At 48.3% G+C, this 22,437-nt stretch carries 23 protein-coding genes, 1 tRNA gene and 1 other RNA gene; 3 read left to right on the top strand and 22 right to left on the bottom strand.

Going from position 1 to position 22,437, the window contains the following annotated elements:
• Positions 1–19: 19 nt before the first annotated feature.
• Together J4760_RS08895 and J4760_RS08900 are read right to left on the bottom strand one after the other, a co-directional pair.
• Positions 20–1,477 (bottom strand): Mur ligase family protein, encoded by a 1,458-nt coding sequence (locus J4760_RS08895; RefSeq protein WP_237605469.1) that lies wholly within the window; start codon positions 1,475–1,477, stop codon positions 20–22.
• Between the two features lie 107 nt (positions 1,478–1,584).
• Positions 1,585–1,956: a YbgA family protein gene (locus J4760_RS08900; protein ID WP_237605470.1), complete on the bottom strand. Its 372-nt coding sequence runs from the start codon at positions 1,954–1,956 to the stop codon at positions 1,585–1,587.
• 151 nt (positions 1,957–2,107) lie between these two features.
• On the opposite strand from J4760_RS08900, the gene J4760_RS08905 reads away from it, so the two are divergent.
• Positions 2,108–2,563: a DUF305 domain-containing protein gene (locus J4760_RS08905; RefSeq protein WP_237605471.1), complete on the top strand. Its 456-nt coding sequence runs from the start codon at positions 2,108–2,110 to the stop codon at positions 2,561–2,563.
• A 170-nt stretch (positions 2,564–2,733) separates the two neighbouring features.
• Here the strand turns inward: J4760_RS08905 and J4760_RS08910 are convergent, their stop codons facing one another.
• From J4760_RS08910 to J4760_RS08990, 17 genes are all read right to left on the bottom strand, one after another.
• Positions 2,734–3,156 carry a universal stress protein gene (locus J4760_RS08910; protein ID WP_237605472.1) on the bottom strand — a complete coding sequence of 141 codons (423 nt, stop codon included), beginning with the start codon at positions 3,154–3,156 and terminating at the stop codon, positions 2,734–2,736.
• 181 nt (positions 3,157–3,337) lie between these two features.
• Positions 3,338–3,703, bottom strand: a transfer-messenger RNA (tmRNA) gene (gene ssrA, locus J4760_RS08915).
• 71 nt (positions 3,704–3,774) lie between these two features.
• On the bottom strand, positions 3,775–4,242 hold the full coding sequence (gene smpB, locus J4760_RS08920; protein WP_237605473.1) for an SsrA-binding protein SmpB: 468 nt from the start codon (positions 4,240–4,242) through the stop codon (positions 3,775–3,777).
• Between the two features lie 2 nt (positions 4,243–4,244).
• Positions 4,245–6,587, bottom strand: a complete 2,343-nt coding sequence (gene rnr, locus J4760_RS08925) for a ribonuclease R (RefSeq protein ID WP_145290788.1) — start codon at positions 6,585–6,587, stop codon at positions 4,245–4,247.
• 20 nt (positions 6,588–6,607) lie between these two features.
• Positions 6,608–7,354 carry an alpha/beta hydrolase gene (locus tag J4760_RS08930; protein WP_145290785.1) on the bottom strand — a complete coding sequence of 249 codons (747 nt, stop codon included), beginning with the start codon at positions 7,352–7,354 and terminating at the stop codon, positions 6,608–6,610.
• A gap of 96 nt (positions 7,355–7,450) precedes the next feature.
• Complete coding sequence (secG, locus tag J4760_RS08935; RefSeq protein WP_145290782.1) at positions 7,451–7,681, bottom strand: preprotein translocase subunit SecG; 231 nt, start codon at positions 7,679–7,681, stop codon at positions 7,451–7,453.
• 95 nt (positions 7,682–7,776) lie between these two features.
• Positions 7,777–8,742 carry a carbohydrate kinase family protein gene (locus tag J4760_RS08940; RefSeq protein ID WP_237605474.1) on the bottom strand — a complete coding sequence of 322 codons (966 nt, stop codon included), beginning with the start codon at positions 8,740–8,742 and terminating at the stop codon, positions 7,777–7,779.
• Between the two features lie 126 nt (positions 8,743–8,868).
• Positions 8,869–10,170 carry a phosphopyruvate hydratase gene (gene eno, locus J4760_RS08945; protein ID WP_237605475.1) on the bottom strand — a complete coding sequence of 434 codons (1,302 nt, stop codon included), beginning with the start codon at positions 10,168–10,170 and terminating at the stop codon, positions 8,869–8,871.
• 65 nt (positions 10,171–10,235) lie between these two features.
• Positions 10,236–11,762, bottom strand: a complete 1,527-nt coding sequence (gene gpmI / locus J4760_RS08950; RefSeq protein ID WP_237605561.1) for a 2,3-bisphosphoglycerate-independent phosphoglycerate mutase — start codon at positions 11,760–11,762, stop codon at positions 10,236–10,238.
• Positions 11,759–12,511 carry a triose-phosphate isomerase gene (tpiA, locus tag J4760_RS08955; RefSeq protein WP_237605476.1) on the bottom strand — a complete coding sequence of 251 codons (753 nt, stop codon included), beginning with the start codon at positions 12,509–12,511 and terminating at the stop codon, positions 11,759–11,761. Before tpiA ends, gpmI begins: the two co-directional genes overlap by 4 nt.
• 36 nt (positions 12,512–12,547) lie before the next feature.
• Complete coding sequence (locus J4760_RS08960) at positions 12,548–13,735, bottom strand: phosphoglycerate kinase (RefSeq protein WP_145290760.1); 1,188 nt, start codon at positions 13,733–13,735, stop codon at positions 12,548–12,550.
• A gap of 102 nt (positions 13,736–13,837) precedes the next feature.
• The gene (gene gap / locus J4760_RS08965) at positions 13,838–14,842 is read right to left on the bottom strand and encodes a type I glyceraldehyde-3-phosphate dehydrogenase (protein WP_237605477.1); all 1,005 of its coding nucleotides are present in this window, start codon (positions 14,840–14,842) and stop codon (positions 13,838–13,840) included.
• A 32-nt stretch (positions 14,843–14,874) separates the two neighbouring features.
• On the bottom strand, positions 14,875–15,897 hold the full coding sequence (locus J4760_RS08970) for a sugar-binding transcriptional regulator (protein ID WP_237605478.1): 1,023 nt from the start codon (positions 15,895–15,897) through the stop codon (positions 14,875–14,877).
• A gap of 120 nt (positions 15,898–16,017) precedes the next feature.
• Complete coding sequence (locus tag J4760_RS08975) at positions 16,018–16,275, bottom strand: glutaredoxin family protein (RefSeq protein ID WP_145290810.1); 258 nt, start codon at positions 16,273–16,275, stop codon at positions 16,018–16,020.
• Positions 16,276–16,277: 2 nt separating this feature from the next.
• Complete coding sequence (locus J4760_RS08980; RefSeq protein WP_145290753.1) at positions 16,278–16,730, bottom strand: threonine/serine exporter family protein; 453 nt, start codon at positions 16,728–16,730, stop codon at positions 16,278–16,280.
• An 11-nt stretch (positions 16,731–16,741) separates the two neighbouring features.
• Positions 16,742–17,527, bottom strand: coding sequence for a threonine/serine exporter family protein (locus J4760_RS08985; RefSeq protein ID WP_237605479.1), 786 nt, complete (start codon positions 17,525–17,527; stop codon positions 16,742–16,744).
• 19 nt (positions 17,528–17,546) lie between these two features.
• Positions 17,547–17,618, bottom strand: a tRNA-Arg gene (locus J4760_RS08990).
• 180 nt (positions 17,619–17,798) lie between these two features.
• On the opposite strand from J4760_RS08990, the gene clpP reads away from it, so the two are divergent.
• Positions 17,799–18,392, top strand: a complete 594-nt coding sequence (clpP, locus tag J4760_RS08995) for an ATP-dependent Clp endopeptidase proteolytic subunit ClpP (protein ID WP_145290747.1) — start codon at positions 17,799–17,801, stop codon at positions 18,390–18,392.
• A 111-nt stretch (positions 18,393–18,503) separates the two neighbouring features.
• Positions 18,504–19,445 carry a TIGR01777 family oxidoreductase gene (locus J4760_RS09000; RefSeq protein WP_145290744.1) on the top strand — a complete coding sequence of 314 codons (942 nt, stop codon included), beginning with the start codon at positions 18,504–18,506 and terminating at the stop codon, positions 19,443–19,445.
• 51 nt (positions 19,446–19,496) lie between these two features.
• Here J4760_RS09000 and whiA read toward each other — a convergent pair whose 3' ends face one another.
• From whiA to rapZ, 3 genes are read right to left on the bottom strand one after another with little or no spacing between them, the layout of a single operon-like run.
• Positions 19,497–20,444: a DNA-binding protein WhiA gene (gene whiA / locus J4760_RS09005; RefSeq protein WP_145290741.1), complete on the bottom strand. Its 948-nt coding sequence runs from the start codon at positions 20,442–20,444 to the stop codon at positions 19,497–19,499.
• A gap of 19 nt (positions 20,445–20,463) precedes the next feature.
• On the bottom strand, positions 20,464–21,444 hold the full coding sequence (locus J4760_RS09010; protein ID WP_145290738.1) for a gluconeogenesis factor YvcK family protein: 981 nt from the start codon (positions 21,442–21,444) through the stop codon (positions 20,464–20,466).
• The gene (gene rapZ / locus J4760_RS09015) at positions 21,431–22,315 is read right to left on the bottom strand and encodes an RNase adapter RapZ (protein WP_145290735.1); all 885 of its coding nucleotides are present in this window, start codon (positions 22,313–22,315) and stop codon (positions 21,431–21,433) included. Before rapZ ends, J4760_RS09010 begins: the two co-directional genes overlap by 14 nt.
• Positions 22,316–22,437 lie beyond the last annotated feature (122 nt).

The raw sequence follows: 22,437 nt of genomic DNA on the forward strand, positions 1-22,437 counted from the left end.
TTTCAATGAAGTGTCTTTTTTATTTGTCCAGATAGCTGAAGATGAATGCCTTGTCATCATGTGCAAGCAGTTCGCCCCGGTAGTGCTGGGGTTCATTGATGCCTGTCAGCAGAATGACGGACGCGTCATCCGCATGATTGATGGCCTGGACAATGCCTTCCTGTCTGGAAATTGCTGTAATCGTATTCGTTTCATCATATGATTCAGGCAGCGAGGACTGCATCATCTTCAGTATTTCGTACTCATCCTCATAGCCGACCTGCTCTGCAGCTAGTACGAGACGATGGAGGTTCTCAGGCACCATCTCCATTGTCATCCGGATCTTCTCATAACCTCTGAGACCGATGCCGGTGACCATGACAATCAGCTTCTTATCGACCTTCTCCGCATACTTCATGGCGTTGATGATGGATTCATTGATTGCGATTGGCGTATGCGCGAAATCAAGAATGAAGTCGTATGTGTTTTTCGAGAACAGCTCGAAGCGGTGGACCGGCGGGCTGATCTTGCGGGAAGCATCGATGACCGCATCCACATCATACCCGAGCTTCAGCAGAGTGAATATGCTTGTCGCCAGATTGATGTAGTTATGTTCCCCAAGGAACCGTGGTTTTACAGTATAATGGGCAGCACCCACACGAAGATCGATATGATCGATGTCGGTGCGGAAGCGGTAGTACGTATCCTGGTGCTTCGAGAAATGGTATGAATCGTCCATGATGCTCCGGTATTCGGGAACATCTGCATTGACGAGACACTGTTCACTTAATGAAGCAAGCTTCAGTTTGGAAGCCAGATAGTTCTCCATCGTCTTATGGTAGTCCAGGTGCTCTGGACTGAAATTGTTGAATACACCGATCTCGTTGCTGATGAAGTCCGTCCGCCGCTGATCGAGCGCAATGGAGGTGGCTTCATAGACAATGTAGTCATAATCGCGCAGCGCAAAGTACTTGATGACCTCCGCAAACTCGAAGTGCATCGGCGTCGTCGGCGTCGAATGTGTGAACACCACTTTTTCATATGTATGATCGAAAATCCCCAATGTCCCCACAGTCGCTACTTTGAGTCCGAGTTCGGATAGCAGGCGCCCGATGAAATGGCTCGTTGTCGTCTTGCCGTTGGTGCCTGTGACAGCAATATATTTCAGCTGGTTCATATGTTTTCCATAAAAAAGCTCCACCATTCTGATGGATACATCGTTATAGTTCCTGATATAGATGATATCAACCTGATTGTGGAATGCTTTGAATGCATCCGCTTTGAAATCAGTGATGATGAGTCCCGGTGCATATTCGAGTGCCGCTTCCAGGTACTTTCCGGAATTTCCTGACGCCTTCAGCATGAATACATCCCCTGCCCGGAGATTCTGATACATCGAAGTAATGCCGTAGACTTCACTTTGAGTATGTACTGGTTCTGAGAAATTGTGATTGCTTATATTCTCTTTGATCGCTTCTATAACTTCAAATACCTTCATTAAATTCCCCTTCGGCTACTCTGTGGTAAATTTACTCGTGCCACTTCTTTCAACTATAAAGCAAATGCAATAAATTTAAAACCGTATGAAGCACATTTTTCCTATTTCTACAGCTCAAGTAATGATGACTGGCACAGATATTCCACATTATATTTTTCCGACAGGTCGTGCAGAAATGCAATGACTGCCGAATCAGGTGTATCACCTGATAGGAAATCATGCTTCAATTTCCCATACTGCACCTTTTCCGCTTCATCACACCTGTTCTTGAAATACCCCCACATATGATCGAACGCATTCACCATGGAGCCTCGTGTCGGCGGTACCGCTTTTGCCGATTCAATGAGATGTGCCACTGCATCATAGGACGGTTCGCCCTTCAAAGCCGCACGTATCTGCTCATAATGCTTCTGGCCATGATACATGACCCTGTACTTTTCATACGCCCATAGCTGTTCAATACGGCCTCGTTTCTTCATGAAGCATCACCCTTCAAAAGTTACTTACCCTGAATAAGAGAGTTATAATCCTGCAAGTAAGGGGAGCAGAGGGCAGTTTACAGTAGAAAGCCGGCGGGAATAATCAAGTAACGCATTAGAAACACTATTATTGAAAAAGGAGAAGATCAAAATGAAAAAATACGGCAACTATTTCGCTATGGTACTGACATCCACACTCATCATGTATGCCTTGATGTATTCCACCGTCTTCCAATGGAACCATCTTTTCTTCAGTGAAATGCGTACATACATGGGTGTCTATATGGGAGCCACCATGGCCATTGTCATGCTGTTCTTCATGCGTCATATGTATACGAACAAGAAAGCGAACATTGCCATATACCTGGTCAGCGCCCTGTTGATTGCAGGCTCATTATGGATGGCGCGCAGCCAGCAGTTTGTGGATGATGTCGACTATATGCAGGCAATGATTCCCCATCACTCCATCGCAATTCTGACGAGTGAACGCGCCCAGATTACAGACCCGCGGGTAGAAAAGCTGTCACAGGAAATCATAAAAGCACAGCGCAGGGAAATTGAAGAGATGAAGAAGCTGATTGACGACCTAAAAGAAGAGGAAGATTAGAATAGCCAGCCTACTTTTCATAAAGATGAACTGCACCCCATCTGTTGGATGTGTCCAACAGACGAGGTGCAGTTTTTATGACCAGTTATACAAAAGTATAGGAATTTCAGATCATTTTAGTATATTAAAATGGAGAATCCGATAATCCAAACTAGACTTGATGTTCATGATCATTTGATGATCAGAACCGGTGTATTAACGCGTTTTGCCACTTTATGTGTCACGTGTCCGAGCACATGCTTTATTTCCCGTTTTGAGCGCCTATTGCTCATGACCACAATTTCATAATCATTCTCGTTTATCTCTTTCAGAAGTTCGTTGACTACGCGCCCTACTCTGAACCGGGTTGTATAGTCGATTCCGAGTTCATCCAACTGATCCGTGAAGGGTTTAAGATCCTCATTTTTATCGTTGATGATATCCTGAAAATGCTTCCCTTGATACTTCACATTATCTACCTGGTCACTCTCGGCAATTACGTTGAAAATTGTGATTTTCGCTTCTTCACTATTGTCTGTCAGTTTCGCCAACTGTTCCGGCACATTATTGAATGAATTTCCGAAATCATAAGGGAGCAGTATATTCTTATACATTCCTACACACCTCTTTGTTTTTAGTAATGTTCGTGAATCGGAATCAGCGCTATTTTACTTTTCTTAGAGTGTACCCACGGATTTATTCATCAAAACCAGAAATAGAGTATCTTTCTGGTAGATTTCACATAAAAAACCTCCGATCCAATAATGGATCGGAGGACAATATTTTGCTTGATTCTTATGGAGACGGCGGGAGTCGAACCCGCGTCCAGAGACTTTGGCACAACTCTTTCTACGTGCGTAGTCCATTTCTTGGTTTCGCATGGCTGGTGGTAATGGACAGACCCCAGATCCATGCTAGTCTGATTGATCTCTTCACCCCGGTCTGCAGACGGAAGACCGGGATGCGTATCCTATTAAGGTTGAATCATCCGATCAAGACGCATAGGAAACGTCATGGGATGATGCAGAGTGCTCTTAGGCAGCTACTGCGAAGTTGTTTTGTTTGCCAGTTATTATTAACTGAGTATCGTTGATGACGAAGCCGATACCTCCGGCACGCTTAAGCTGCTCAAACAGCCCCTGTCGAATCCGGAACGTCCCCGGATTAAAAGCACGTCCTCTCAAGACGTATATTATATTATAGCAGATCGCTCTCCATTTTTCAAGTTGATGCTATCTCATACGGTCTTTCATCGCCCGGTCGATATCGCGTTTCATCTGCTTCTGCTTCAGATCTTCACGCTTGTCGTACTTCTTCTTGCCTCGGGCGACACCGAGCAGCACTTTGCAGAAGCCGTTCTTGATATAGAGCTTGAGCGGAATGATCGAATAGCCGGGGTCCTGTGTGTCTCCGAGCAGCTTATCAATCTCCTTCCGCTTCAGAAGCAGCTTCCGTGTACGCAGCGGGTCATGGTTATAGCGGTTGCCCTCTTCATAGGGGGCGATATGCATGTTGTACACATACATTTCACCTCTATAGACACGGGCATAGGAGTCCTTCAGATTGGCGGAGCCGCGTCTGATGGATTTGATCTCTGTGCCCCTCAATTCAATGCCCGCTTCGATCGTATCTTCAATTGTATAGTCATGGCTTGCTTTCCGGTTCTGCGCAAGTGGTTTATCATGTGTTTTCTTCTTCATGGCTATTTCTTCTTTCTATTGCTTTTTTTCGCACCTTTGTAGAATGGCTTCTTGTTGCTCTTGCCTTTGTCAAAGTGCTTTTTGCCATCCTTCTGCCTGCTGTCATTGCCTTTATTCCGGCCACCGCCATTGCCTTTATTCTGTCCGCCGCTTCTCGGTTTGGACTTCGCTTTGATTTCAACAGGTCTGTCCCTGCGCTCTCTCGGCTGGCGCTCCGGCATGCCGACGACTTTGAAATCGATCAGGCGCTCTTCCAGGTTGACGTTCAGCACTTCGACCTCGACCGGGTCGCCGATGCGGTAGACGGTGCCTGTACGATCACCGATGAGTGCCATATGACGCTCATGATACTGGTAATGGTCGTCTGTCATGTAGGAGACGTGTACCAGTCCTTCGATCGTGTTCGGCAGTTCGACAAACATGCCGAAGTTCATCACGCCGGCAATGACACCTTCATATGTCTCACCGACATGCTGGATCATATATTCCGCCTTCTTCAGGTCATCGGTATCCCGTTCTGCATCCTGGGCCCGTCTTTCCCTGTTCGACGTATGCTCGGCGATATCCGGCAGTTCTGAAGCAATCTGGTTCACTGTTCTCTGTCCGGTCTTGCCTTCAATCAGATATTTTCTGATCAGGCGATGGACCACAAGGTCCGGGTAACGGCGGATCGGAGAAGTGAAGTGTGTATAGTACTCTGCAGACAGGCCGAAGTGTCCCAGGTTCTCCTCGGAATAGCGTGCCTGCTGCATGGAACGTAGCATCAGTGTGCTGATGACCATCTCTTCAGGCCGCCCTTCGACCTCTTCGATGATTTCCTGCAGGGCACGCGGATGGATCTCATTGCCTTTACCTTTGACGACGATGCCGAAGTTTGTAATGAATTCGAAGAACTGTCTCAGCTTCTCCTCTTTCGGATCTTCGTGCACACGGTACAGGAAAGGTACTTCCATCCAGTGGAAGTGCTCTGCCACTGTCTCATTTGCTGCAAGCATGAATTCCTCGATCATCTTCTCGCCGACGGAACGTGTACGCAGAACGACTTCAGCCGGGGTGCCATCCGGTTCCACAAGTACTTTTGCTTCGTTGAAGTCAAAGTCGATTGCACCGCGTTTCTCTCTTCTGCCACGCAGGATCTTCGCCAGTGCCTCGGCGTCCTGGAGCATCGGATGGACATCACTGAATTCCTGGATCAGTCCCTGGTCCCCTTCATCCAGCATGCGATTGACCGCATCGTAGGTCATACGGCGGTCGGAGTGGATGACACTCTGGAATATATCATGATTGACGACTTTGCCCTCACGGTCGATCTCCATGCGGCAGCTCATCGTCAGACGATCCACATGTGGATTCAGTGAACAGATGCCGTTCGACAGACGGTGCGGAATCATCGGAATGACCCGGTCGACCAGATACACACTTGTCCCACGTTCGTAGGCCTCCTTATCGAGTGGCGCATCTTCTTCAACATAGTAGCTGACATCTGCGATGCTGACCGTCAGCTCATAGTTCCCGTTATCCAGCGTTTTGACGGAGATGGCATCATCAAGATCTTTCGCATCTGCACCATCGATTGTAATGGTGAACTCGTCACGCAGATCGGTACGGTCCTTGATCTCTTCCTTGCTGATGGCATCAGGCACCGCTTCCGCTGCTTTCAGCACTTCTTCCGGAAATTCGATCTCAATACCGTGCTGATAGATGATGGAGAGGATATCCACACCCGGATCGTTCTTATGGCCGAGTATCTGGATGACATGGCCTTCCGGATTATCATTTTCATTCTCACGGTATTTCGTAATCTCCACAAGTACCTTGTGTCCGTCTATGGCACCGAGATTCTGCTTCCCTGGAATGAAGATGTCATCTACAATCTTCTTTGAATCCGGCACGACAAAACCGAAATTCTTATTCGCATGATACTCCCCGACAATGCGGGTGATGCCGCGTGTCAGTATGGAAGTGATCTGACCTTCCTGGTTATCCCCCTGGGACTGCTTCTGCACTTCGACCAGTACAGTATCCCCATCGAGTGCCCCATTGATGGCATTCGGCGGAATGAAAATATCCTCAAGCTCCGTATCCTCGGGACGCAGGAAGCCGAATCCGCGCTTATGCATGGACAGCTTGCCCTTGATCAGATCCGTTTCGCTCATCTTCATGAATTTATCTTTTTTCGTTCTATGGACTTCTCCAGACGCCTCCAGGGCAACCATGTCCTTTACCATTTCCTTGAAGTCTTCGGAATCATATGCTGAAAGTGCCTGCTGGAACTGGTCCATTGTCATCGGCTTATAGTCTTCCGAGCCGATCAGTGTCAAAATCTTTTCTCTGTAGCTACCCATGAATCTGCCTCCTACTCCTATTACGCATCCCAGTCGAGCTGGTCCATAAATGCGTGTATATCTTCGAAAAGTTGCTGTTTTTCCTTATCTATTGTCAGAACGTGACCGGACTCCGGGTACCACTTGAGCTGCTTCTCCTCATCTTCCGTAGAAGCTTCTTCAAAGATGATATTTGCAGAATCCGGGTTGATCATCTGATCCTGTTCGGATTGAGCGACAAAGAGAGGAACGAACACGTCCGGCAGGCTGTCCTTGGCGCGTGCAATCATATCACGCACTTCATCCAGCATCCCGGTCGGCTCAAACTTCGTCATCTCCCGCTCGATTTCCTCTTTTGTCTTGCCTTCCATCTTTTTGAATCCACGGGCGTACTCAAGCACCCCTTCGTACATCGTCTCCCGATCCTTCAGGTACATCGGACTGCAGATTGTCGCGATGCCGACGACATCACGCACTGTCGCGAGCCGTACTGCAAATACGCCACCCAGGGAGAGGCCGGCAACAAAAATCTTCTCATATCCGCGTTCCACGAGAAAGTCATAGGCTTGGAGCACTTCCGACCACCATACATGCGGACTTGATCTGAGCAGATTCTCAGGCGGTTCTGCATGCCCCTCGTAATGGGGTGCATATGACGTGATGCCCTGCTTCTGAAGATAGCGTCCGAGCTGTCTGACATCCGATGAATTACCGGTGAATCCATGAAGCAGCAGCACTGCCTGCTCTCCTTCTTCAAAGAAAAATGGTTGCGGTAACTGTATCTTCATTATTTATACCCTACTTTCAATTCACTAATTTCATTGTACGTCAAAAACTGCTCTTAGAAAAATAAAAACCCCCTATATCATAGGGGGCTCCGTTCATTAGCTTAAATATGTGAGCAGCAGCATGATCATGAAGAACAACAATGACAGTATGACCGTTGCCCTATGAAGTATGAGATCCATGCCACGCGCTTTTTGTTTACCAAATAATTGCTCTGCACCGCCACCGATTGCACCTGAAAGGCCGGCACTTTTCCCTGACTGTAGCAATACCACTGCAATTAAAGATATACAAACGATAATCAGAAGCACAACGAGTAATGTTTGCATGTGGTAATCCCTCCGAATGATAGTAACATTAGAAATTCTATCAGAAATACGGCGGGATTGCAAACGTATCCGGAAAAGGTGTCTTTACACCACTATCATATGCTGCTTGTGAGATCATCCGCTTCTTTATAAGATGGAATGCTCATGATGGCGCCCTTCCTTGTCGTAGACAGCGCACCGACCGCGTTCGCCAGACGGAGGATTTCGGGACCGTTTTCCTTCAGTGCATCGATTGCCGGCTTCGTATAGGATGAAAGCTGATACAGCACAGCACCGATGAAGGCATCTCCGGCGCCTGTCGTATCAATGGTGTCCACCTCGAATCCCGGATGCTCGCAGTAGCCGCCTTCCCTATAGATGATTTCACTGCCTGCAGGTCCTTTTGTATATATGACCGCTTCGACATCATCTGTAAAAAGTGCACTCAATGCATCGGATTCATTCTTTATGCCAGTGATGAACTCAAGCTCCTCATCGGAAATCTTGATGATATCCGCATACTTCATGAACTCGCGGACGGCTGCGCGGCATGCATCTTTGTCCTCCCAGAGCGGCAAGCGTATATTCGGATCGAAGACTACGGTCCCCCCAGCTTCCTTCATCTTTCCTATGACCGTCCGGTGGGTCTCCTTCATGGTGCTCTCCACAAGGTCGACTGAGCAGAAGTGAAGCAGATCCTCCTTATGGAAATCTATATCTTTAACCGCGGATCCGTCGTATAGAAGATCGGCAGACGGGTTTCTATAGAAAGAAAAATCTCTGTTTCCCGTCTCATCGAGCGAAACGAATGCCAGACCCGTATTCGCCTTTCCTGTACGTGTAATATAGTCTGTATGTACCCCTTTCGATTCCAGCAGTTCGATAATACGGTCACCGAATGCATCGGTACCGAGCTGTGTCAGAAGATAGGATTCTCCTCCCAGTATGGCATGTGCAGCTGCAACATTGGCCGGCGCGCCACCGACCTGTGGTTCAAAAGCATTGATATCTTTCAATTTCTTTCCTTTTTCAGCAGGAATGAAATCGATCAGTGCTTCTCCAATTGTGTAAAGACGTTTCATCATCGCCATCTCCATTCTTTACCTGTTTCCCGAATTATATCATATCCATCCATTCTGAAATGAAGATGAAAAAACCCAGACCGGATTTTCCGGTCTGGGGAATGCCCTACAATCAGGGGGAAGGAACTATTGCTCGTTCAAGTTGTAGAATGAAGCAAGTCCTGAGTATTTTGCTGTTTCGAACAGCTCGTCTTCGATTCTGAGGAGCTGATTGTATTTTGCTACGCGGTCAGTACGGGATGGTGCACCTGTCTTGATCTGTCCTGCATTGACAGCGACAGCGATGTCAGCGATTGTCGTATCTTCTGTTTCACCGGAACGGTGGGAGATGACTGCTGTATATCCCGCGCGTTTTGCCATTTCGATTGCTTCGAAAGTCTCTGTCAGTGTACCGATCTGGTTCACTTTGATCAGAATGGAGTTGCCGACGCCTTCTTCGATGGCACGGGCAAGCTTCTTCGTGTTTGTAACGAAGAGGTCATCACCGACAAGCTGGACTTTTGAACCGAGTTTTTCTGTCAGAAGTTTTGTACCTTCCCAGTCATTCTCGTCCAGTCCATCTTCAATTGAGATGATTGGATACTTCTCGATCATTTCAGCATACCAGTTGACCATCTCTTCTGATGTGTACGATTTGCCTTCGCCTTTAAGCTCATATTTCTTTGTATCCGGATCATAGAACTCGCTGGATGCAGCATCCATTGCGAGACGGATCTGTTCTCCAGGCTTGTATCCGGCTTTTTTCACTGCTTCGATGATTGTGGATAGTGCTTCCTCGTTGGAACCGAGGTTCGGTGCGAATCCACCTTCATCACCGACGCCTGTGTTGTAGCCTTTATCTTTAAGTACCTTTTTCAGATTGTGGAAGATTTCAGCCCCCATGCGCAGGCCTTCCTTGAATGATTCCGCACCGACCGGCATGATCATGAATTCCTGGATGTCCACGTTGTTATCCGCATGCTCCCCGCCATTGATGATGTTCATCATCGGTACTGGAAGCTGGACTGCATTGAATCCACCCAGATATTTGTAGAGTGGCTGTCCAAGGAAATCTGCAGCTGCTTTTGCTACAGCCATTGATACACCAAGAATGGCATTGGCGCCAAGCTTGCCTTTGTTTTCAGTACCATCAAGTGCGATCATCATCTTATCGATGGACACCTGCTCAAGTACACTGAATTCGCCATCGACAAGTTCAGGTCCAATGACTTCGTTGACGTTCTCAACTGCTTCTTCGACACCTTTTCCAAGGTAGCGTGTGTCATCTCCGTCACGCAGTTCAACAGCTTCGTATTCTCCTGTGGAAGCACCTGAAGGAACCAGTGCGCGACCGAAAGCGCCGCTTTCTGTCAGTACTTCCACCTCGACTGTCGGATTGCCCCGGGAGTCAAGAACTTCACGTGCATAAACATCTGTAATTAATGGCATAGCAATGTCTCCTTTTTTGTTGGTTTCTATATTATTACCCGAAAAGATGTACTTTTCGGCAATAATCATCTGATCAGACTTTCTCCTGTCATTTCTTCCGGCTGTTCAATCCCCATCAGATCAAGAATCGTCGGGGAAAGGTCCGCCAGACGACCGCTTTTCACTTCTGCGCCTTCTCTGGTGACGATTACCGGCACAGGGTTTGTCGTGTGTGCAGTCATCGGTTCTCCATCGATCGTTGTCACTTCGTCCGAATTGCCGTGGTCCGCCGTGATGATTGCCGTTCCGCCCTGGGCGATGATCTCGTCCACAATCGGTCCGAGACACTCATCCACCGCTTCAATGGCTTTGACTGTCGGCTCCAGCATACCACTATGGCCGACCATATCCGGATTGGCGAAGTTCAGGATGACCATATCAAGGTCTTCTTTACGAAGCTCCTCAAGACATCTGTCCCTTACCTCGTAGGCGCTCATTTCCGGTTTCAAATCGTACGTCGGCACTCTCGGCGAATCCACAAGCACTCTGCGTTCACCGTCAAATTCCTTGTGGCGTCCCCCGCTCATGAAGTAGGTGACATGTGGGAACTTTTCGGTTTCTGCAATGCGCAACTGCTGCTTCCCGGCTTTCGATACAACCTCACCGATGGTGTTGACGATGTCCTTCTTTTCAAATACAACGTCTGCCAGTACATTATCACTATACTTGGTGAAAGTGACAAATTTAAGATCGGAGTACTTCCTGTCGATCTCGAATCCCATGAATTCCTGGTTGGTATAGATTTCGGACAGCTGTGCAGCACGGTCGGGACGGAAGTTGTAGAAGATGACTGCATCATCATTCATCACGCCCCGGTCGTAGTCGCCATCATGTCCGAAAACGATGAACGGCTTGACGAATTCGTCATAGATGCCTTCATCATAGCTTGCCCTGATGCCGGCTTCGGCACTGGCATACCTCTTGCCGACACCATTTGAAATCGCCTGATAGGCCATTTCCTCCCGGTCCCATCGCTGGTCGCGGTCCATGGCATAATATCTGCCGCTTACTGTGGCAAACTCACCGATGCCGATCTCCTCAAAACGCTTTTCGGATTCCTGAACATATCTGATGGCAGAGTCCTGCGAAACATCCCGACCATCCAGAAAGGCATGGACATAGACATTTTCCACTCCCTTTTCCTTGGCCATCCTGAGTATGGCGAACATATGCTCATAGTGCGAATGGACGCCGCCGTCACTCAAAAGACCCATGACGTGCAGAGCGCTGTTATTATCATTGACATGCTGCATCGTATCGAGGAGTACTTCATTATTGTAGAAGTCCCCATCTTCAATGGATTTGTTGATTCTTGTCAGACTCTGATAGACGATACGTCCAGCACCGATATTGAGGTGACCCACTTCGGAATTCCCCATCTGGCCTTCCGGCAGGCCGACGTCAAGTCCGCTTGCCAGAAGCTCGTTATGCGGATACTTTTCGAAGAACCGGTCGAAATTGGGCTTGTCGGCCGCTTTGACGGCATTTCCTTTTTCCTCATCCCTGTTGGCGAAGCCATCGAGAATGATCAGACCTACTGGTTTGGACATTATTTAGCACCTTCCAACAGTTGAACGAAGGAATCAGGCTTCAAGGAGGCGCCACCGACGAGTGCACCATCAATATGCGCCTGTGCCATATACTCCTTGACGTTTTCAGGTTTTACGGAACCACCATACTGGATGCGCACCGCTTCCGCCGTCCCATCATCGTATAGCGAAGCGATCGTTTCACGGATGATACCGCACATTTCATTGGCATCTTCGCTTGTTGCAGACTTGCCTGTACCAATCGCCCAGATCGGCTCATATGCAATGACGGATGTTTTGACCTGGTCTTCAGTCAAGCCATCCAATGCTTTTGAAATCTGATCCTTCACCTTGTCCGTCGCCTTGCCCGATTCACGCTCTTCATCCGTTTCGCCACAGCAGATGATCGGTACGAGATTTTTGGCATGGAGTGCATGCGCCTTCCTGTTCACTGTCTCATCCGTTTCATTGAAGTGCTCCCTGCGCTCGGAGTGGCCGATGATGACGTACTGTACGCCAATGTCCTTGAGCATGGATGGAGAAACTTCTCCCGTAAATGCACCACTGTCTTCGAAATGACTGTTTTGTGCACCGACGCCGATTTCCAAGTCTTTCGTCTTTTCAACCAGTGAAGGCAGGTGGATGAATGGGGCACATATTGCGCTTTCCACTTCGGAACTTCTCGGCAGTTCGCCAAGTGCGTCAATAAATTCATTGCCTTCTGAAATCGTTTTGTTCATCTTCCAGTTTCCTGCTATAAATGGGGTTCTCATAATCTTCCTCCTCATATTGTTGAAATCAAACGCTGTCTACTTATCGTCGATTACGGAAAGCCCTGGAAGTTCCTTGCCTTCCAGATACTCAAGAGATGCACCGCCGCCTGTAGAGATATGAGAGAAATCGTCCGCATATCCAAGGTCCATGGCTGCAGCTGCAGAGTCGCCGCCACCGATGATTGTTGTCGCCTCATCCAGTTCAGCAATGGCTTTGCATACACCGATTGTACCTTTGGCGAAGTTCTCCATTTCGAATACGCCCATCGGCCCATTCCATACGACTGTCTTCGCACCTTCAAGTACTTCCTTGAATCTCTCAACCGTCTTCTCACCAATGTCGAGGCATTCCATGTCCGCAGGAATTTCATCTACAGAAACCGTTCTATGCTTGGCATCAGGAGCGAAGTCTTCTGCTGCAACGACATCGACAGGCAGCACAATCTTATCGCCTGATTCCTCGAGCAGTGTTCTGGCCATGTCCACCTTGTCTTCTTCAAGAAGCGACTTGCCGATCTCCTTGCCCTGTGCCTTGAAGAATGTATAGGCCATGCCGCCACCGATGATGACACGGTCCGCCTTATCGAGTACGTTCTTGATGACACCGATCTTATCGGATACTTTTGCACCACCGAGAATGGCGACGAATGGGCGTTCAGGCGCATCGATTGCACCGCCGATGAAGTCGATCTCCTTCTGCATGAGGTAGCCGGATACTGTCTCCAGATTATTGCCGATGCCTACATTCGAAGCGTGGCTTCTGTGTGCTGTACCGAATGCATCATTGACGAAGATATCACCAAGTGATGCCCAGTACTTGCCGAGTTCCGGGTCATTGCCGCTTTCCTTCTTGCCATCGATATCTTCGAAACGGGTGTTTTCGAACATCAGGATGCCGCCATCTTCAAGATTGCTGATACCCTGTTCAAGCGCTTCTCCACGTGTGTGGGGAACGAATGCGACATCCGTATCCAGCAGTTCGGTCAGTCTTTCAGCGACCGGCTGCAGCGTCTTATCCTTCTTGTCCTCTTCCGTCTTCACTTTGCCGAGGTGGGAGAAAAGAATGACCTTTCCGCCCTGTTCAATGATATACCTGATTGTAGGGAGTGCCTGTACAATACGGTTGTCGTTCGTGATTTCCCCATCCGACATCGGGACATTCAAGTCAGCGCGAAGCAATACTTTCTTGCCTTTCAGTTCAACATCTTCTACAGTTTTTTTCATTGCCGTGCCTCCTATGCTTTTCTGTTCATCTTCATTATACCCATCTATAAATCGGAATAAAATAAAAACGGGCGGTTCCCCGCCCGTTTTTATTAATCAAACTTACTGATTGCTTTTCACCATGTGGTTAAGTGTTCTGACAAGCTGGGCAGTATAGGACATTTCATTGTCGTACCATGCAACTGTACGTACGAGCTGTTTGCCGTCTACATCAAGGACACGTGTCTGTGTCGCATCGAAGAGTGAACCTGCTTTGATGCCGATGATGTCAGAAGAGACGATCTGATCTTCATTATAGCCGAAAGAAGGGTTCTCAGCATTTTTCATCGCTTCGTTCACTTCTTCAACTGTGACTGATTTTTCAAGTACTGTTGTTACTTCTGTCAGGGAACCTGTTGGTACCGGTACACGCTGCGCACCACCGTCAAGCTTGCCTTCAAGCTCAGGAAGCACCTGACCGATTGCTTTTGCAGCACCTGTGGAGTTAGGCACAACGTTCACTGCTGCTGCACGTGCACGGCGGTAGTCGCCTTTAGGGTGCGGTGCATCCAGTGTATTCTGGTCGCCTGTATATGCGTGGATTGTTGTCATCAGTCCGCTCTGGATACCGAACTCGTCGTTCAGCACTTTGACAACTGGAGCCAGGCAGTTCGTTGTACATGAAGCAGCGGAAACAACTTCCTCTGATCCATCGAGTACATCTTCGTTGACACCGTAGACGATTGTTTTCATATTGCCTTTGCCTGGTGCTGAAACCAGTACTTTCTTCGCGCCAGCTTCGATGTGCTTTCTTGCGCCTTCTTCATCTGTGAAGAAACCTGTACATTCCAGTACAACATCGATATCGAGATCGCCCCAAGGCAGTTCTGCCGGGTTTTTCTGGTTGAAGGACTTGATTTCGTTGCCATTGATCTTGAAGCCGCCTTCAATCTGCTCGACTTCGCCTTCAAAACGTCCCTGAGTTGTATCATATTTGAAAAGGTGTGCAAGGAAATCATCATCTGTAAGATCGTTTACTGCAACTACCTGCATATCATCGTAATTCTGAATTTCTCTCGCTGCCAGTCTTCCGATACGTCCAAATCCATTAATTGCTACTCTAACCATGTTTAATGGCCTCCTTGATTTCATATATAATATTATTTGCTATCCAACAGAAATTGCGCGATGGTCTCATCAATGAAAAGTACGGTATTCTTCGGTGCAATCTTCATGTAGGCGCCGACCGCCTCCTTCTTGCTGCTGCCTCCGGCAACGGCAAGTATGGCCTGCTTGCTTTCAAGATCTTCGAGCTGAAGGCCGATCGTTCTGACTTTGCTGACGATATCGCCACAAGCATTGAAGTAGTAGCCGAAGGCTTCACCGACTGCTTCCTTCTCTTCAAGCTCTAAGAGCGTCTCCCGGCTTACATTCCGCCGGTGTGCCATTGTGAATGCTTCGCCGATGCCGTGGATGACATAATGCGACTTCCTGTTCAGTTCAGCAACTTCCATCACCGAAGGCTCGGCCTTCAGTGATTCGAAGACATTTTCTCCGACGTTATCAGGGGCATGGAGCACCTTGTGCTCCCCACCGGCAGCAGTAGCAAGACGGCTTGCGATGGAATTCGCCTGGTTGCCGATCTCTTCCCCGAGCCCGCCGCGGGCCGGTACAAAAAGTACATGCTCTTTGACAGGTTTGAGATGGTTGCCTACATTTGCCATCGTAGAGCCGCCTGCTACAGAAATGACTGCGCCATCAAAGAGCATCTTCTGAAGCTCTTCGGCCATCAGCTTCGGCAGCGCCTGCTGAAGTTCAGGATTGTCATCGGCGTCACCACGAATGATGAAGAAATCCTGTAGTGCGTACTTCTCCTTCAATCTGCGTGCAAGATCCGTTCTGCGGTCGAGCGTCGTCATGAAAGGTGAAAGATCCTGCAATACTTCAATACCCGCTCGGGAAATGGATATGCCTTTTTTATCAATGACAATCAGGTCGAGATTCTGAAGTGTATCCACTTCCTTCCTCAGAACCCTTTCCGTCATGTTGAGCTGTCTGGCAAGTGTCCGGCGTCCGATGGGCTGATGCGATTCAATCTGCTTCAGTATGCTTGAGCGTTTCTGCAATTCCATGATGATTTCCGGCGCTATGCGTTTCTGGATGTCCAATAGCTTTTGCCACATGAGACTCAACACCTCTCGTTAAAGTGAGACGTATTACGTCCCACTAGGGACAAAAAATAATTACACACTTAATATATCATACATATTAAATAATGCAATTATTTATCTTTCGCTATTCTGTTATTTACCCAGGTGGGTCTTCAAGTAATCATAGACATAGGCGAAATCGATGATGCCTTCCTGGACGACATTGCCTTCATGCATCAGCACAGGTACACGAATCATGTATTCCTCCTGCAGCACTTCGTCCTCATCTATATCCAAAGTCCTCATCTGGACATCATTGTACCTGAGTTCGGACAGTGCAAGGTTGATCTGTTCTTTTCCTTCATCGCATAAAGGACATTTCTTTCTTGTATAATATGTCAGTTCCAGCATATTCATACCCTTTCTTTTTTCAGTTTCTTTCTGACTGCCTGCAATACCTGATCGATCATTTCGGTACTGATGATGCCCATCGCGATGGCCAATGAAATCAGTGCGGCTTCAAATCCATACTCCAAAGCAGTCATATAGTCTTTCAGTACAACGTGACGCATGGCATTATATGCAAGGCCGCCGGGCACCAGCGGAATGATGCCGCAGGTGATGAACGCAATGATCGGCATTCTTTTATGGCGTGAATAGAAGATTGCGATCATGGATAGTGCGATTGCACCCAGATACGTAGCCAGGATCAGATCCATCCCGGCTTCCCGGCAAGCGTAGAAGACAAGCCAGCCGAATGCCCCTGTAACGCCGCAGCTGGCCAGTGCCTTCCTCGGCGCATTGAAGAGGACGCCGAAACTTGCAGAAGCGAAGAAGCTCAGTACAAATTGATAGAAATAGATCATTCGTGCGCCTCCTATACCAGCAGGAATACCAGACCGACGCCTGCACCGATGGCAATGGCCGTCAGAGCGGCTTCCGCGCCTTTGATCACGCCGGCCATCAGGTGGCCGCGGATCATCTCCCGGATTGCATTCGTAATCAGTACTCCAGGCACAAGCGGCATGACACCGGCAATGATGATGGTATCGAGCATGGTGCCGTAACCGCTTTCGACAAGCGCAATCGAAACAACCGCTATATAGAGGGCAGCGAAGAATTCAGTAAAGAATTTGACCCTTGTATAGCGCTGGATGCCTTCCATGATGAAAACCCCACCGGCACCGGCGATGAAAGCAGCCGGCAAGTCGGCGGCTGTACCATCGAAAAGCAGCAGAAATAGAAAACCGATGGCACCACCGGAGAGAACAACCAGCCAGAAGGGGAAAAAATCGGTATTATGGATTTTTTCCAGACTGCTGATTGCCCGCTTGAGTGGCAGACCTGCCGAAATACGCCTCGACAGCTCATTGACGCTCATTATCTTCTCCAGATTGTTGGCCCGTTCATCGATGCGTACCGTCTGTGTGAGCGCATAATCGTTCATGGAAAAAATAATGACCGTGGGAGTGACGAATACTTGGGCATTTTCAATACCGTAACTGGATGCGATGCGCAGCATCGTATCTTCAATCCGATATGTTTCAGCTCCACTTTCCAGCAGCATCTTGCCACAATTGACGGCAATGTAGAATACATCGCGCACAAAATCTTCGCTAAGGACTTTATCTGGAGCTTCCATAACCTCAAGTTCGCCACTCACACGGCCCACCTCGATCTAACACCCCCGGAGAGGATCGAACTCCCATCTCAAGAACCGGAATCTTACGTGTTATCCATTACACCACGGGGGTATGATTAAATTATATTTCGGAACGCAATAAAGCAAATATAAGTATAGCAATAAATAAGAATGAATTAAAGCCTTAATTTTACTCTTCTCTACACAAAGTGTTTCTTTTGACCTTATTTGACTAATATGGTATAACTGAATCAGTGAAAGAAAGCCAAACACAATACCAGGAGGTAATACAATGAATCTCATTCCTACAGTTATTGAACAGACAAACCGCGGGGAACGTGCTTATGACATCTACTCGAGACTGCTGAAGGACAGGATCATCATGATCGGTACGGGCATCGATGACAATGTTGCAAACTCCGTAGTCAGCCAGCTGCTCTTCCTGCAGGCTCAGGACCCTGAAAAGGATATCTTCCTATATATCAACTCACCAGGCGGCAGCGTTACAGCCGGCATGGCAATCTACGATACAATCCAGCACATCAAGCCGGACGTACAGACAATCTGTCTCGGTATGGCGGCATCCATGGGTTCCTTCCTGCTGGCAGCAGGCGCCAAAGGCAAAAGGTTTGCCCTGCCGAACGCTGAAGTGATGATCCACCAGCCACTCGGTGGTGCGCAAGGTCAGGCGACTGAAATCGAAATCGCAGCCAAGCACATTCTGAGAACACGTGAGAAGCTCAATAAGATTCTTGCTGAACGTACGGATCAGCCTCTCGATAAAATCGAGAAGGATACGGATCGCGACTTCTTCATGACAGCAGAAGAAGCAAAAGAATACGGTCTTGTCGATGAAGTCATGGAGCCTGAAAAACTCCAGGGCTAGTCGAGGACTGCCCGAAAAGCCGGAAGATTTTCCGGCTTTTTTATTTTTTTGACCAAAAATCGGTTATGATCTGTGCGTAGAGGTTATAATCACATTAAGGAGCGTGATGATATGAATGTACTGATTACGGGCGGCACAGGATTTGTCGGATCAAGGCTGACAGAGATTTTGAAGCAGGAATACGATCATGTCTATATACTCACCCGCAGCGAGCGCACTTCCGATCATCCATATGTCCATTATGTAAAGTACGACCCGGATCATCCGGAGGATGATGCATGGATGGATGAGATGCCGCTTAAAGTTGATGTCATATACAACCTTGCCGGGGCTTCACTCCAGGATAAGTGGACGGATGAACATAAGGAAGCCATCTATAATTCAAGAATGGATGTGACACGCATGCTCAGACGCTATGCGGCACAGGCTGAAGTCACACCGGGTGCGCTTGTCAGTGCCAGCGGCATCAATTACTATCCTGCGAGCAAAAGCGTACGCTATACGGAATCGGATACGTTTGCAGCGCATGATTTCCTATCGACTGTAGTGACTGCATGGGAAAATGAAGCCAAAAAATTCGAGGACCTCGGCGTCAGGGTGGTCTGTGCCCGCTTCGGACTCATCCTTGATTCAAAGGAAGGTGCCTTGCCGAAAATGAGCATACCATACCGATTGGGTGCGGGCGGACCTCTTGGCAGCGGGGAACAGTGGTACAGCTGGATCCATATCGACGATGTGCTCAATGCCCTCCTCTATACCGGCGTACATTCGAGCATCAGAGGTCCAGTCAACATGACAGCACCGATGCCGTTGAGACAGAAAACTTTCTCCAAATATCTGAGTTCCGCGCTTGGCCGTCCGGATTTCTTCAAGACACCGGCTTTTCTGATTGAAAAGATTCTCGGGGAACAATCCATTCTGGTTCTTAAAGGCCAGTATGTACTGCCGGAAGTCCTGATGGAAAATGACTTCAAATTTGTTTTCCCTACTCTGGAAATCGCGCTTGAGAATATTTTCGACCTTGAAGACAAGAAGAAGACGGTCTCCGACTGATCATATCTGAAACGGCAAAACGCGTGTACTTGATTATAAGTACACGCGTTTTTATTTGAATATGATCTCTTCGCCGCTTCTCAGCTTGTCTGCGATGGTATCCAGCTTTCTCAACCGGTGGTTGATGCCGGACTTTGAAATGGTGCCTGTCGACACCATTTCTCCGAGCTCCTTCAAAGACACATCCTGATGTTCCACACGCAGCCGTGCGATTTCCCTGAGCCGTTCGGGCAGTTCTTCAAGACCAATCTCCTGATCAATGAACTGGATGTTCTCAACCTGGCGCATCGCCGCACCGATTGTCTTGTTCAAGTTGGCCGTCTCGCAGTTGACGAGCCGGTTGACCGAGTTTCTCATATCTCTGACAATCCGGATATCCTCGAACTTGAGAAGTGCCTGATAGCCGCCGATCAGACTCAGAAATTCTGCAATCTTCTCCGCTTCCTTCAAGTAGGTGATATAGCCCCGTTTGCGTTCTATATGTTTGGCATTGAGCTCATAGCCGTTCATCAGTTCGGTCAGACTTTCTGCATGTTCCTCATACAGGGAGAATATTTCCAGGTGGTAGGCCGATGTTTCAGGATTATTAACTGACCCTCCGGCAAGAAAAGCACCGCGCAGGTAGCTGCGGATGCAGCATTCATTCTTTTTGACAGTATCACTGACCTCATGGGAGAGCACGCCGTCCTTCATGATGTCGAGATCCTCAAGCACTTTCCTGCTGTCCTTCTTGATGCGCGATATATATACATTATTCTTTTTAAGCTTCATCTTTCTGCGTACGAGCAGTTCTATTTCCACCCCGTAGAGATTACGGATCAGTGTGAATATCCTTCTGGCTATCGCCGCATTTTCAGTCTGTATGTTGATGATCCATTCTCCGTTGAAATGGCTCAATGCCCCATTCATCTTGATGAGTGCGGACAGTTCACTCTTCATGCAGCATGGCTCCACTTCGATCCTAGATAATTCATTTTTCATCTCGGAAGCAAATGACATGCGATCACGCCCTTATCGTTTATTTCTTATACTGCAGTGTGCTGATTTCCCTGAGGGCAATATCATATATGATCTCCGCCAGCACCTTATTATCATGGCGCACTGCACCTTCTGCATCGATTTCGACGAGTCGATGATCGGTTACAACAGTCGCGCCCATCTCTTTCAGACGCTCCCTGTCGCTTTCCACAGTGGTCATATCGTTGCGGTTGTAGTAGTCGGATATGCGACCTTTGATGTCCTCTTCATTCAGGATGATGAAATCGATGGCATTGTGTCCCATATGCTTGTTGATTGCGTCCAGATGATCTGCTGCAGAATAGCCGACAGTCTCCCCGATCTGGGTCATGATGTTGGATACATATACTTTTATGCCCCGCGCCTTGCCGATTGCCTCCTTCATCCCTTCAGGTATGAGGTTCGGTATGATGCTTGTGTACAGGCTGCCCGGTCCAAAGACGATGACATCCGACTTTTCGATGGCCTCGATGGCTTCCGGTGTCGCTACAGTGTCATTCGGTATCAGGTAGACTTCCTCTATCTTCTGCTTCACTTCCGGAATGTAGCTCTCTCCGACGATGATCGAATTGTCTGCCATCCTTGCGGCAAGCTTTGGACTGATGTTGGTCGATGGAATGACCGTCCCTTTCACATTGAGAATTTTGCTCAGTTCTTTGACAGCGACAGCGAAGTCGCCTGTCATGTCATACATGGCGGCAAGCATCAGATTACCGAGCGCATGGCCGCCAAGCGCCTCTTTTCTGAAGCGGTAGGCGAACAGGTTCTCAAGTTTCGTTTCCACATCACTCAGTGCGGTCATGACGTTTCTGATATCCCCCGGTGCCGGCATATCAATCTGGTCACGTATGATTCCGGTCGATCCGCCATCATCAGCGACGGATACGATGGCGGATATATCAACAGGATATTTTCTCAAGCCTCTGGCCAGTACACTGAGACCTGTTCCGCCACCGACAAGTGTGATCCTAATCTTTTTCATTTTCTGAACCTTTGACCGGCGCATCCCTATGCACCGCCCGGATTGCAAAATCAAAATCCTCACTGATATCATGCACCAGCTTCTCAGCAAGCGTCACCGAACGATGCTGGCCACCGGTACATCCGATGGCGATGATGAGCTGGGATTTGCCCTCCTTCATGAACTGCGGGAGCATGTACTTGAGCAGATCATAGAGCTTGGCATAGAATACTTTCGTTTCCTTCCACTTCAGGACATAGTCCGACACCGGCTTATCCAGTCCTGTCTGGGGACGCAGTACATCGACATAGTGCGGGTTCGGCAGAAAACGCACATCGAATACAAGATCAGCATCAATCGGAATGCCGTGCTTGAAACCGAAACTCATCACATTCACATTGAACACGGGGCGGTTCTCACCGGCATTCTTGTCGAACATCATGCCTCTGAGTTCCTTTGCCGATGTATTTGTCGAATCGAGAATATGTGTCGCATGGCCTTTCAGTTCATCCAGCAGCTCGCGCTCCTTCGTAATGGCATCCAGCAGATTCATCTCATGATCCAGCGGATGGGCCCTGCGGGTTTCCTTATAGCGTGTGACAAGGCGATCATCCGAAGCATCGATGAAAAAGATTTCCAGAGCGAGATCCGGGTGGTCCCTCAGCTTTTCGATCTCTGCAACGAGGCGGTCGAAGAATTCCTTGCCTCTCAGATCGATGCCAAGACCAACACGATCCATCTGGCCGTCCGTCGTCTCCATCAGTTCGACCACTTTCTGAAGCAGGATGGGCGGCAGGTTGTCGATGCAGAAGTATCCCATATCCTCCAGTGCTTCGATGGCTACGGATTTTCCGGCGCCGCTCATGCCTGTTACAATAATCAGCTGCTTCATTGCCCCACGTCCTCTTAAGTAGTTTTATGTGTGCTTTCTATTAATTAAATCATGTCAGAAGCTTTGTAGCAATAACATATGATACGCATACCAGACTCTGTTTTCAACCTGCCAGCTCATCT

The organism is Salinicoccus sp. ID82-1, assembly GCF_021991715.1.
Taxonomy (GTDB): Bacteria; Bacillota; Bacilli; order Staphylococcales; family Salinicoccaceae; genus Salinicoccus; species Salinicoccus cyprini.

Bases quoted from the DNA above. Each gene is read 5' to 3' on its own strand.
- J4760_RS08940 (WP_237605474.1), bottom strand. From the start codon at position 8,742: ATGAAACGTCTTTACACAATTGGAGAAGCACTGATCGATTTCATTCCT.
- J4760_RS08910 (WP_237605472.1), bottom strand. From the start codon at position 3,156: ATGTATAAGAATATACTGCTCCCTTATGATTTCGGAAATTCATTCAAT.
- whiA (WP_145290741.1), bottom strand. From the start codon at position 20,444: ATGTCATTTGCTTCCGAGATGAAAAATGAATTATCTAGGATCGAAGTG.
- J4760_RS08905 (WP_237605471.1), top strand. From the start codon at position 2,108: ATGAAAAAATACGGCAACTATTTCGCTATGGTACTGACATCCACACTC.
- J4760_RS08900 (WP_237605470.1), bottom strand. From the start codon at position 1,956: ATGAAGAAACGAGGCCGTATTGAACAGCTATGGGCGTATGAAAAGTAC.
- secG (WP_145290782.1), bottom strand. From the start codon at position 7,681: ATGCAAACATTACTCGTTGTGCTTCTGATTATCGTTTGTATATCTTTA.
- tpiA (WP_237605476.1), bottom strand. From the start codon at position 12,511: ATGAGAACCCCATTTATAGCAGGAAACTGGAAGATGAACAAAACGATT.
- smpB (WP_237605473.1), bottom strand. From the start codon at position 4,242: ATGAAGAAGAAAACACATGATAAACCACTTGCGCAGAACCGGAAAGCA.
- J4760_RS09000 (WP_145290744.1), top strand. From the start codon at position 18,504: ATGAATGTACTGATTACGGGCGGCACAGGATTTGTCGGATCAAGGCTG.
- gap (WP_237605477.1), bottom strand. From the start codon at position 14,842: ATGGTTAGAGTAGCAATTAATGGATTTGGACGTATCGGAAGACTGGCA.
- J4760_RS08960 (WP_145290760.1), bottom strand. From the start codon at position 13,735: ATGAAAAAAACTGTAGAAGATGTTGAACTGAAAGGCAAGAAAGTATTG.
- J4760_RS08930 (WP_145290785.1), bottom strand. From the start codon at position 7,354: ATGAAGATACAGTTACCGCAACCATTTTTCTTTGAAGAAGGAGAGCAG.
- rapZ (WP_145290735.1), bottom strand. From the start codon at position 22,315: ATGAAGCAGCTGATTATTGTAACAGGCATGAGCGGCGCCGGAAAATCC.
- J4760_RS08895 (WP_237605469.1), bottom strand. From the start codon at position 1,477: ATGAAGGTATTTGAAGTTATAGAAGCGATCAAAGAGAATATAAGCAAT.
- J4760_RS08980 (WP_145290753.1), bottom strand. From the start codon at position 16,730: ATGATCTATTTCTATCAATTTGTACTGAGCTTCTTCGCTTCTGCAAGT.
- rnr (WP_145290788.1), bottom strand. From the start codon at position 6,587: ATGGGTAGCTACAGAGAAAAGATTTTGACACTGATCGGCTCGGAAGAC.
- clpP (WP_145290747.1), top strand. From the start codon at position 17,799: ATGAATCTCATTCCTACAGTTATTGAACAGACAAACCGCGGGGAACGT.
- eno (WP_237605475.1), bottom strand. From the start codon at position 10,170: ATGCCATTAATTACAGATGTTTATGCACGTGAAGTTCTTGACTCCCGG.
- J4760_RS08970 (WP_237605478.1), bottom strand. From the start codon at position 15,897: ATGTGGCAAAAGCTATTGGACATCCAGAAACGCATAGCGCCGGAAATC.
- J4760_RS08975 (WP_145290810.1), bottom strand. From the start codon at position 16,275: ATGCTGGAACTGACATATTATACAAGAAAGAAATGTCCTTTATGCGAT.
- J4760_RS09010 (WP_145290738.1), bottom strand. From the start codon at position 21,444: ATGAAAAAGATTAGGATCACACTTGTCGGTGGCGGAACAGGTCTCAGT.